The organism is Butyricicoccus sp. (genome assembly GCF_050872565.1).
Taxonomy (GTDB): Bacteria; Bacillota; Clostridia; order Oscillospirales; family Butyricicoccaceae; genus Butyricicoccus_A.
The window spans coordinates 1-11,795 of record NZ_JBNMHC010000029.1; the positions used below are offsets into that span (position 1 = coordinate 1).

Genomic DNA, 11,795 nt, shown 5'->3' on the forward strand with positions numbered 1-11,795 from the left:
TATACCGACCGTTCCAAATTGTCAATAGATTCTGATATTTTGCGAAAAAAGTTACCGTTTTGTCATAATTTTCAGGAGAAAGACCAATTTTTTTCATTTCTATTTTCCGATTTTAGCATGGTTGCCCTCTTCCGTTCTTCGCCGGAACGTGTTATAATATCCCATAATCAATTATGCTGCTGCATTCAGCACCACCATTTCGGAATGTATTTTCCGACCGGAAACAAGCGCCAGAGCTGCCATGCAGGGTAGCTGACGAGGTGGAAGTGATCGAAAATTCGGCGGATGCTTCCCGCCCGCAGGCACACGGACGAAAGCCGTTCTCTTAAACCGCACCGGCAACGGGGTGAACAGAGGGGTTCGGTACTGTGCTGATAAAAATTTTATACCTCGGAGGTAAACTATCATGTGTGGAATCGTAGGCTATGCCGGCCATGAGCAGGCAGCACCCTTCCTGCTGGAAGGTCTGGAGAAACTGGAGTACCGCGGCTATGACTCGGCTGGCATCGCTGTTTTCTCTGACAAGGTTCGTACCGTAAAATCTCAGGGCAGACTGGCTGTCCTGCGCGAGAAGGTAAACGCCGCAGGCGGCGTACCGGGCACGCTCGGCATCGGACACACCCGCTGGGCAACGCACGGCGCACCGAACGACATCAACTCTCACCCGCATTCGAGCATGAGCCGCCGCATCACGGTGGTGCACAACGGCATCATCGAAAATTACATCCCGCTCAAGGAAGAATTGCAGGCAAACGGCGTGGTATTCCGCTCGGAAACCGACACCGAAGTTGTCGCACAGCTGTTTGACTATCTGTATGACGGCGATCTGGTCGGCACACTCATCAAGGTCCTGCACCGCATCCGCGGTTCTTATGCACTGGGCATCCTGTGCACAGACTATCCGGATACCCTGCTCGCAGTCCGCAAGGACAGCCCGATGATTATCGGTCTGGGCGAGCACGAAAACTACATCGCATCGGATATTCCGGCTGTGCTTGACCACACCCGCAAGTACTATCTGCTGGGTGACAACGAAATCGCGCTCATCAAGGCGGATTCCGTCGAGCTGATGGATATGGATCGCAAGCCGATTCATCACGAAATTTATACTGTAGATTATGATATTTCTGCCGCTGAAAAGGGCGGTTACGACTACTTCATGATGAAGGAAATCAAGGAGCAGCCGAACGCGCTGCGCACCTGCATTGGTTCCCGCATTCATGACGGAGAAATCACACTGGATAAGCTGCGTCTGAGCGATGAGCGCATCAAGAACATCGGCCGCATTCACATGGTTGCCTGCGGTTCCGCTTGGCACGCTGCCATGGTCGGCAAGTATGTCATCGAAGAGCTGACCCGCATTCCGGTTGAAGTCGATCTGGCATCGGAGTTCCGCTATCGCCGCCCGATTCTCAGCCGCAATGACCTGTGCATCACCATCAGTCAGTCCGGCGAGACCGCCGACACGCTGGCTGCCCTGCGCGAAGCTAAGGCAAACGATGTACACGTGCTGTCCATCGTCAACGCAGTCGGCAGCTCCATTGCCCGCGAGAGTGATGATGTGCTGTACACGATGGCAGGCCCGGAAATCGCCGTGGCAACCACCAAGGGCTACACCACCCAGTTGGCTGTCATCTATCTGATTGCGATGAAGTTCGCACAGATTCGTCAGACCATTCGTCCAGAGACCTTTGATTCTCTGCTCGCTGACTTGCAGAAGCTGCCGGATCAGCTGGAGAGCATCTTTGCTGACGAAGAAAAAATCCGTCAGCTGGCAAAGGAACACCAGTCCACCGGTTCTGAACTTGTCCGCAACAATGTCTTTATCATCGGACGCGGCATTGACTACGGCGCTTCGCTGGAAAGCTCTCTGAAGCTCAAGGAAATCTCCTATGTGCACTCGGAAGCGTATGCCGCTGGCGAGCTGAAACACGGCACCATCTCCCTGATCGAGCCGGGCACGCTGGTTATCGCTGTAGCAACCCAGGATCTGCTGTATGAAAAACTGATTTCCAACGTCAAGGAAGTCAAGGCACGCGGTGCGCATGTCATCGCCGTGGTCAAGGAAGGCTGCACCGATGCAGAAACCGTTGCAGACACTGTTCTGTACATTCCGAAGACCGCTGACCTGTTCACTTCGACCCTGACCGTTGTCCCGATGCAGCTGTTCGCCTACTACACTGCGATTGAGTTAGGCTGTGACGTTGATAAGCCGCGCAACCTGGCAAAATCTGTAACCGTAGAGTAAATATTTGTTTACAAGCGCTCTGTTTTTTCGGAAACAGGGCGCTTTTTTCATATCTCAATTGACAAATAAGAAATGTATGTATATACTAACATTTGACAAGGGAGGTATGCATATGACATTAAAAGAACTGTCCATTGGCGACTCCGCCATTGTGACAACCGTTGGCGGCGAAGGTGCCCTGCGCCAGCACTTTTTGGACATGGGCGTGATTCCCGGTGCACAGGTCACCTTGGTGAAATTTGCGCCAATGGGCGATCCCATGGAGCTTCGCATTCACGGCTACGAGCTGACGCTGCGGCTGGCGGATGCAGAAAAGATTCAAATTCGCCCCGTCACCGCACAGGAAAAGCCAAACACTCCCAAAGAGAATCTGGCAGAGTTTACCGCACATCCAGGTCTCGGTGAGGGCGGCAAATATCATGTAAAAGCGGATGAACATCCGGTTCTGGAAGGCACGACCCTGACCTTTGCGCTGGCAGGCAACCAGAACTGCGGCAAGACGACCCTGTTCAATCAGCTGACCGGCTCCAACCAGCATGTCGGAAACTTTCCCGGCGTCACGGTAGACCGCAAGAGCGGTGCCATCCGCGGACATGCGGACACGGAAATCACAGACTTGCCGGGTATTTATTCCATGTCTCCGTACAGCAGTGAGGAAATTGTCACCAGACAATTTATCATCGGAGAAAAGCCGCTCGGCATTATTAACATTGTCGATGCGACAAATATCGAACGAAATTTGTACTTAACCATGCAGCTGATGGAGCTGGACGTTCCAATGGTGCTCGCACTCAACATGATGGATGAGATGCGCGGCAACGGCGGCTCGATTCGCATCAATGAAATGGAAGAGATGCTGGGCATTCCGGTTGTTCCGATTTCCGCCGCGAAAAACGAAGGCGTTGATGAACTTGTGCGCCATGCGCTGCACGTGGCAAAATATCAGGAGCGTCCGGGACGCACGGATTTCTGCGACATGAACGATCACGGCGGTGCGGTGCATCGCTGTCTGCACGGCATCATGCATCTGATTGAAGACCACGCCAAGCGCGCAGATATTCCGCTGCGATTCGCTGCGACAAAGCTGGTGGAAGGTGATGCGCGCGTGCGGGAGCTGCTGCGTCTGACGCAAAACGAGCAGGAAATGATTGAGCACATCATCAAGCAGATGGAAGAGGAACGCGGCCTCGACCGCGCGGCAGCCATTGCCGACATGCGGTTTGCCTTTATTCAGAAGCTCGTCGATCAGACCGTCATCAAGCCGCACGAGAGCCGCGAGCGCGCACGCAGTCGGCACATCGACCGCTTCCTCACCGGCAAATACACCGCCATTCCGGCATTTATCGCCATCATGGGCTTGATTTTCTTCTTGACGTTTAATGTCATCGGTGCCGGTTTGCAGACGCTGTTAGAGCTTGGCATTGACCGCCTGACCGTTCTTACGGACAAAGCCCTGACAGCGGCGCATGTCAATACGGTTCTGCATTCGCTCATTATCGACGGTATTTTCAACGGCGTCGGCAGCGTGCTCAGCTTCCTGCCGATTATCGTCGTGCTGTTCTTCTTCCTTTCTCTGCTGGAGGACACCGGCTACATGGCACGCGTTGCCTTTGTCATGGATAAGCTGCTGCGAAAAATTGGCTTGTCCGGCAGAAGTATCGTCCCGATGCTTATCGGTTTCGGCTGTACGGTACCGGGCGTCATGGCGAGCCGCACGCTGCCGTCCGACCGCGACCGCCGCATGACGATTATGCTCACACCGTTTATGAGCTGCTCGGCAAAACTGCCGATTTACGGCTTCTTTACCGCAGCCTTCTTCCCCAAGCACGGCGGTCTTGTCATGATTGCGCTGTACTTCGGCGGCATTGTGATTGGTATTTTAACTGCGTTGTTTGCCAAGGAATTCCGCTTCCGCGGCGAAGCGGTTCCGTTTGTCATGGAGCTGCCGAATTACCGAATGCCGGGTATGAAAAACGTCATGCAGCTGCTGTGGGAAAAGGCAAAGGACTTTTTACAGCGTGCATTTACCGTTATTTTCCTCGCAACCATCATCATTTGGTTCTTGCAGAACTTCAGCTTACAGCTCAACATGGTTTCGGATTCGCAGGACAGCATTTTGGCTCTCGTCGCCGGAAGCATTGCCCCGATCTTCCGTCCGCTCGGCTTTGGCGACTGGCGCATTTCCACCGCCCTCATTACCGGTTTTATGGCAAAGGAGAGCGTTGTCTCGACATTGACCATTCTGTTTGGCAGCGGCACCGATCTGCTGACGGTTCTGACGCCGGTGGCAGCCGCTTCCCTGCTGGTATTCTGTCTGCTGTACACGCCGTGCGTTGCGGCAATTGCTTCGATTAAGCGCGAGCTGGGCAGCCGTTGGGCATTTGGAACGGTGATTTTCCAGTGCGCTATCGCGTGGGTCTGTGCGTTCATCGTCCACACCATTGGTCTATTGCTCCTGTGAAAACATTTGGATATTTTCCCTATTTGATGTATAATGGAAATAGTATCTGGCGCAGGTCGGGAACCGCCTGAGAAAAGGCAGGCAGCTCCCGTATGCGAAAGGCGTGAGCCGGCCGGCAGGGGCGCTGTCCCGCGGGCTGCACAGCGCGTATTTCCGCCTGTTCCAGCATATGAAAAGCGGGGCGTCTGCGTTCGCCCCATACGGGAAAGGAAAGAGCACCTATGATTAAACTATCTCCGTCAATCCTGTCCGCTGACTTTGCCAACTTGCAGCGTGACATTGCCATCGCCGTTGACGCCGGAGCAGAGTACGTGCATGTAGACTGCATGGACGGTCATTTTGTACCGAACCTGACCATCGGCGCACCGGTTGTCAAGGCTCTGCGCAAGGCAACAGATGCTACGCTCGACGTTCATCTGATGATTTCCGATCCAGATCAGTATCTGGATGACTTCATCAAGGCAGGTTCTGACATTATCACCGTACATTACGAGGCAAACGGCGACACGCTTGCACAGGTTCGCAAGATCAAGGAAGCTGGCGTTCGCGCTTGTGTATCCATCAAGCCGGGCACACCGGCAGACGTTCTGCTCCCGCTGCTGCCGGAACTGGACATGGTTCTCATCATGACCGTAGAGCCGGGCTTTGGCGGTCAGGGCTACATTGATGCCTGCACCGACAAGATTCGTACCATCCGCAAGGCAATCGATGAAAATGGCTACAAGTGCGAGCTGGAAATCGACGGCGGCGCAAAGCTGACCAACACACCGGACATCGTAGCTGCCGGTGCCAACGTTATCGTCGCTGGTTCCGCTGTCTTTGGCGGCGACATCGCAGCAAACGTCAAGGGCTTCAAGAAGATCTTCGACGAGTACGAAAACAACTATTTTGCATTCTAAACTGCGCAAACAGCGCAAAACTCCCACTCGGTGCTTCGAGTGGGAGTTTTTTTCATGTGTTCGATGTTTCAGGCGGGACATATCGAATAATATCTCCCGGTGTGCAGTCCAATACAAAGCAAATCCGTGCCAATACATCGGCATCAATTTTTTCGACATGCCCGCGATACCATTTGTCAATGACTTCAAATCGCGTGTTTACCGCGCGTGCCATCGCATATCGTGTGATATGCTTTTTATCCATCAATGGTTTTAATTCAATTGTAATATGACCATACTGCGCAATCGTATAGAGTACATTTTCCATGTTTACACCTCAAATGTATCCTATGGAAAAAGTACCCCGTTGACAAATCGCTTATATAAAGATACTATATAGATAGTATCTTTATTCATGTAGTGCAACGAGGTATACTTTATGCGAATTGAAAAATTTTGTTATTCTGATTCCAACGAAATGCATATCGAAGAAAAAACCGCATTGTTTCATCAATTGGAGCCAATGTGTCAGTCTCTTGCCGAAAGACTTGGTGCAAATTTGTTAATGGATACAGATGACCACGCCGGATGGATTATTTTTGTCTGCGACACATTCAGCTTTAAAAATCGTGACAAGCAAGATTTTCAACACTTAGCCAATCTTGCTGATGAAATAACCATTCAGCCGTCTGTAAATACCGGTGACAACAGCCCCACTGATATTGATGGAGCCGCACAAGTAATATTTTGGTTTGATTTTATCTCATATGATGAATAAAATCGAACCGGTTCGCTCCGGCTTCTTGGCTCTCCCTCTGGGAGAGCTGGCATTTGCGAAGCAAATGACTGAGAGGGCGAATTCTAACAAACTCGCATCCGGCAAATCTGAGAGAATTTCTTGCTGATGCAAGCCCTCTCTGTCGCTGCGCGACATCTCTCCCAAGTGGGTCTGTGCGCAAGAGGAAACGGGGAGCTTTTCTCGGCTCTCCCTTTGGGAGAGCTGGCATTTGCGGAGCAAATGACTGAGAGGGCGAATTCTAACAAGCTCACATCCGGCAAATCTGAGAGAACTTTTAGCTGACACAAGCCCTCTCTGTCGCTTCGCGACATCTCTCCCAAAGGGAGAGACGAGTGAGCCTGTGCAAATTCTCCCACACAAAAAATCTCCCGCAGGGATTCCTGCGGGAGATTGTATTTTTATGTCAATCCTGCTTACTTGAAGTACTTGACGCCGTTCTCGAAGATCGGCTGATACTTCTCGCCAAAGATGTTCTGACCAACGTACTTGGTGTAACGCTCGGTATGACCCATCTTGCCAAGAACACGACCATCCGGAGAGGTAATGCCCTCGATAGCACACATAGAACCGTTCGGGTTGAACGCAATGTCCATAGACGGTTCACCGTTGAAGTCCACATACTGGAACGCCACCTGACCATTGGCAACCAGACGATCAATCTCTGCCTGCGGTGCAACGAAGCGGCCTTCGCCGTGAGAAATAGCAATGGAATGTACATCGCCTACTTCACAAGAGGACAGCCACGGAGACTTCACAGAAGCGACGCGCGTCTGTACATAGCGAGACTGATGACGACCAATCAGGTTGTAGGTCAGCGTCGGGCAGGTGTCATCCAAATCACGGATTTCACCATACGGTACCAGACCCAGCTTAATCAGTGCCTGGAAGCCATTGCAGATACCCAGCATCAAACCATCACGGTTGTTGAGCAGGTCATGTACAGCGTCCTTGATTGCCGGTGCACGCAGGAACGAAGCGATAAACTTACCGGAACCGTCCGGCTCGTCGCCGCCGGAGAAGCCGCCCGGCAGAATCATCATCTGCGAGCCGCGAATTGCCTGCTCCAGCTCCTCTGCGGAACGCATCAGGGCATCATGAGACAGGTTGCGAACAACGACAATCTTTGCCTCGCCGCCTGCGGTCTCTACTGCCTTTGCGGTATCGTACTCACAGTTGGTGCCCGGGAATACCGGAATAACAGCTGCCGGACGAGCGGTCTTCACTGCCGGAGCCTTTGTGTTGCGCTCGGTGTATACCGGCTTAACCAGCTTATCATCGGAAGCTGCTGCGCGGGTCGGGAATACGCTCTCCAGCGTGCCCTCCAGCGACTGCTTCAGCTCAGACAGCGGAATAATCTCGCCGAATGCGTCGATTTCCGGCTTATCTGTCGTCATACCGATGAGCCACAGCGGCATGTTCTCCAGCTCTTCGGTAGCTTCAATCAGAATGCCGCCATAGTTCTTGAGGAACAGACCGTCCGGTGTAAAGGTCGGTGCGAAGGTAAAGCCAATGTCATTGCCGACAGACATCTTTACGATGCCCTCTGCAATACCGCCTGCGGACAGTGCCCAAGATGCTGCTACCTTGCCGCGTGCGATGAGTGCCTGTACGGTCTCCCATGTATTGCGGATCGCTGCATAATCCGGAGAACCGTCCATAAAGTAGGTTGCATCCAGGAAGTATACCGGATGTCCAGCCTTCTTGAATTCCGGAGATACCAGGTTGTCAGCCTCTTCCGGTGCAATCGCAAAGGATACCAGCGTTGGCGGAACGTGCATGTCATCATAGGTGCCGGACATGGAGTCCTTGCCGCCAATTGCTGCACGGCCAAGCATAATCTGTGCGTCATATGCGCCGAGCAGAGCAGCCAGCGGTGTGCCAAACTTCTCCGGATCACGGTTCAGATGCTCAAAATACTCCTGGAAGGTCAGGTATGCGGTGTTGTAATCACAGCCAGCTGCTACCAGACGAGCCATAGATTCAATCACAGAGCTGGAAGCGCCGAGATACGGGTTCTGCTCCATATAATACGGGTCAAAGCCGAAGCCCATGACAGATGCGGTGGAGCACTGTCCAGCAGTCGGCAGGGTTGCTGCCATAACCTGTGTCGGGGTCAGCTGGTTCTTGCCGCCATACGGCATAAATACCGAGCTTGCGCCGATGGAACCGTCAAAACGCTCGGTCAGACCGCGCTCCAAGCAGATGTTCAGCTTGGAAGACAGGTTCAAAATCTTTTCCTTCAGGTTTGCGCCCTCGGTCGGAACCTCGATAGACGGGGTCGGCAGCGGGGATACATGTGCCTTGGTGTGCTTGGATGCACCGTTGGTGTTGAGGAAGTCACGGGATACATCAACGATAGTATTGCCGTTCCAAGTCATGCGCAGACGATTGGTATCGGTAACGGTAGCCACAACGGTTGCCTCGATGTTCTCCTCGTTTGCCATCTGGATGAACTTATCCACGTTCTCCTTGGCTACGACAACTGCCATACGCTCCTGCGACTCGGAAATTGCCAGTTCGGTGCCGTCCAGACCGTCATACTTCTTCGGTACGGCGTTCAGGTTGATGTCCAGACCGTCTGCCAGCTCGCCGATGGCAACAGACACACCACCTGCACCAAAGTCATTGCAGCGGCGGATCATGCGGGTTGCTTCCGGATTGCGGAACAGACGCTGAATCTTGCGCTCTTCCGGCGGATTACCCTTCTGTACCTCTGCGCCGCAGGTCTCCAGAGACTCTGTGGTGTGGCTCTTAGAGGAACCGGTTGCACCGCCACAGCCGTCACGGCCGGTGCGGCCGCCGAGCAGGATGACAATATCGCCCGGATCCGGTACTTCACGAATAACGTTTTCAATCGGAGCTGCGCCGACAACTGCGCCGATTTCCATGCGCTTTGCGACATAGCCCGGATGGTAAATCTCATGAACCAAGCCGGTAGCCAGACCAATCTGGTTGCCGTAAGAAGAATAACCAGCAGCTGCTGTGGTGCACAGCTTGCGCTGCGGCAGCTTGTGTTCCAGAGTCTCATTCAGCGGAACAGTCGGATCGCCTGCGCCGGTGACACGCATAGCCTGATAGACATAGCTTCTGCCGGACAGCGGGTCACGAATCGCGCCGCCAAGGCAGGTAGCTGCGCCGCCAAACGGTTCGATTTCCGTCGGATGGTTATGGGTCTCGTTTTTAAACATGAGCAGCCACGGCTCTTTCTTGCCGTCTACGGTTGCGTTGATGCGGATGGAGCAAGCGTTGATTTCCTCGCTCTCGTCCAGATTCGGCAGGCAGCCGCGCTTCTTGAGCACCTTACCTGCGATGGTGCCGATGTCCATCAGGGTTACCGGACGCTTGGCAGCCTTTTCCTCGCCGTATACTTCGACACGACCTGCCAGATAGCGGTTGTACGCATCCAGTACCATCTGGTCGTCAATCTTGCTCTCGTCGATTTCGGTCAGGAAGGTGGTGTGACGACAGTGGTCAGACCAATAGGTGTCGATCATGCGCACTTCGGTGATGGTCGGGTCACGCTTTTCCTCGCCTGCAAAATAGCTCTGTAAGAACTGCAAGTCATCCAGTTCCATGGCCAGACCCAGACTGGTGCGCATCTGCTCCAGTGCCTCGGTATCCATGGAAATAAAGCCCTCTACGGTGTCAACCTGTGTCGGGATGGCATAGTTTGCTTCCAGCGTCTCCAGCTTGTCCGCAGAAGCCTCGCGGGAATCTACTGGGTTGATGAGATAGCCGCGGATCTTGTCCATCTCTTCATCAGTCAGCTTGCCGCCCAGCACATAGATATGGGCTGCGGCTACCTTCGGACGCTCTCCCTGTGTCATCAGCTGGATACACTGCGCACAAGAGTCGGAACGCTGGTCGTACTGACCAGGCAGCGGTTCTACCGCGAGAATGCGGTAATCGCCCTCCGGCATCGGATACTGTTCATCGTAGCAATCATCTACCATCGGCTCAGAGAACACGATGTTTTTCGCCTTTGCATAGGTCTCTGCATCAATACCTTCCACGTCGTAGCGGCACAGCTCACGCACATAGGTGAGTGCTGGGATCTCCAGCAGTTCACGAATGCTGCTGCACAGCGACTGGGATGCACTGTCGAAACCACTGCGTTTTTCCGTATAGCATCTTAATACTGCCATGTTGCACCTCGAATTACCATAGTATCGTCAAACATCGTTTGCAAAAAGTTTTGCAAATCTTACAATAGATATTTTTATCATACCGTTTTTTCCTTTTGTTTTCAATGCTCTTGCGCGAAAACGACAGGATTTTGTGAGATTCAACCAAATTTGCACGCCAATGTATGCGCTTTCCTGCACACTGTCCGCCCGTCTGCAGGCAAAAAAACTCCATTCGGCTTTGATTCGCCGAATGGAGTAAGAAGCAGCAATTTTACGGGATGGTATAGCCGTATCCGTAGCTGCCGTATGGGTTGGTGCTGCCGCCGTTCTGGCTGCCGCTCTGACCGCTGCTGTTGTCTTCCGAAGAGCTGTCGCTGTTGGAGGAAGAAGAGGTCGTGCCGCTCAGTGTGGACTGGTCAATCAGCTTGACGGTGACTTCCTTGGTGCTGCCGTCACGATAGATCGTCAGCTTCATCGTGTCGCCCACCTTCAGTTCGTTCTTGACCTCGTTGATGTCGGTCATGCTGGTGATGTCCTTGCCGTTGACACCGGTAATAATATCGCCCGCCTGAATGCCCTGCTGATACGCATCAGAGGACGGATCGACGCTGGATACATAGACGCCCTGCGGCAGGTTGAAATAGCTGGCGCGGGTCGAATCAATGTCATAGCCGCTGATGCCGATGGCCGGACGGCCGGTCACGTGACCATTGGCGATGAGTTCATCAACAACTTCTTTTACTGTTGTCATCGGAATGGCAAAGCCCATGCCTTCGATGGACGCGCTGTCCGAGGAGGATGCGCTGAGCTTGGAATTGGTGATACCGATAACCTGACCGGCAGAGTTAATGAGTGCGCCGCCGGAGTTGCCCGGATTGATCGCGGTATCCGTCTGAATCAAGGTCATCACACGGTCATTGATCGTGACATTTCGATTGATCGCAGAGATAAAACCGCCGGTAAAGCTGTTCTGGTACTCCAAGCCGCCAGGAGAGCCGATGGCAAACGCGCGGTCACCAACCTGCAAGCTGTCCGAATCGCCGAATTCCGCCGCTGTCAGACCCGTAGCATCAATTTTGAGTACGGCAAGGTCTGTCTGCTCATCTGTGCCGACCAGCTTCGCTGTGTAGCTCTTTTCGTCGCTCAGAACGACTTTATACATATCGCCGCCCTCAACAACGTGGTTGTTGGTAATAATATAGCCGTCCTCGCTCATGATAACACCGGAGCCGGAGGACTCGGTACCCTGCTGTACAGAGTCTACGACAATCGCTACAATAGA

At 53.2% G+C, this 11,795-nt stretch carries 7 protein-coding genes; 4 read left to right on the plus strand and 3 right to left on the minus strand.

All coding sequences use genetic code 11. From position 1 onward, the window contains the following. Window positions 1–406: 406 nt before the first annotated feature. The 3 genes from glmS to rpe all read left to right on the plus strand — a co-directional run bounded on the left by glmS (window position 407) and on the right by rpe (window position 5,608). Window positions 407–2,248: a glutamine--fructose-6-phosphate transaminase (isomerizing) gene (gene glmS, locus ACR0P9_RS02550; RefSeq protein WP_432617283.1), complete on the plus strand. Its 1,842-nt coding sequence runs from the start codon at window positions 407–409 to the stop codon at window positions 2,246–2,248. A gap of 112 nt (window positions 2,249–2,360) precedes the next feature. Continuing rightward, window positions 2,361–4,709 carry a ferrous iron transport protein B gene (gene feoB / locus ACR0P9_RS02555; RefSeq protein WP_432617284.1) on the plus strand — a complete coding sequence of 783 codons (2,349 nt, stop codon included), beginning with the start codon at window positions 2,361–2,363 and terminating at the stop codon, window positions 4,707–4,709. A gap of 221 nt (window positions 4,710–4,930) precedes the next feature. Further along, a complete protein-coding gene (gene rpe / locus ACR0P9_RS02560; RefSeq protein ID WP_432617285.1) occupies window positions 4,931–5,608 on the plus strand; it encodes a ribulose-phosphate 3-epimerase in 678 nt (225 codons plus the stop codon). Between the two features lie 52 nt (window positions 5,609–5,660). Here rpe and ACR0P9_RS02565 read toward each other — a convergent pair whose 3' ends face one another. Continuing rightward, on the minus strand, window positions 5,661–5,915 hold the full coding sequence (locus tag ACR0P9_RS02565; RefSeq protein ID WP_432617286.1) for a helix-turn-helix domain-containing protein: 255 nt from the start codon (window positions 5,913–5,915) through the stop codon (window positions 5,661–5,663). Between the two features lie 111 nt (window positions 5,916–6,026). Between ACR0P9_RS02565 and ACR0P9_RS02570 the strand changes: the two genes are divergently transcribed. Next, window positions 6,027–6,365, plus strand: a complete 339-nt coding sequence (locus ACR0P9_RS02570) for a hypothetical protein (protein WP_432617287.1) — start codon at window positions 6,027–6,029, stop codon at window positions 6,363–6,365. Window positions 6,366–6,799: 434 nt separating this feature from the next. Here ACR0P9_RS02570 and ACR0P9_RS02575 read toward each other — a convergent pair whose 3' ends face one another. Both ACR0P9_RS02575 and ACR0P9_RS02580 read right to left on the minus strand, forming a co-directional pair. Next, on the minus strand, window positions 6,800–10,531 hold the full coding sequence (locus ACR0P9_RS02575) for a phosphoribosylformylglycinamidine synthase (RefSeq protein WP_432617288.1): 3,732 nt from the start codon (window positions 10,529–10,531) through the stop codon (window positions 6,800–6,802). Between the two features lie 253 nt (window positions 10,532–10,784). Continuing rightward, a partial coding sequence (locus tag ACR0P9_RS02580; RefSeq protein ID WP_432617289.1) for a S1C family serine protease occupies window positions 10,785–11,795 on the minus strand: 1,011 nt, incomplete at its 5' end.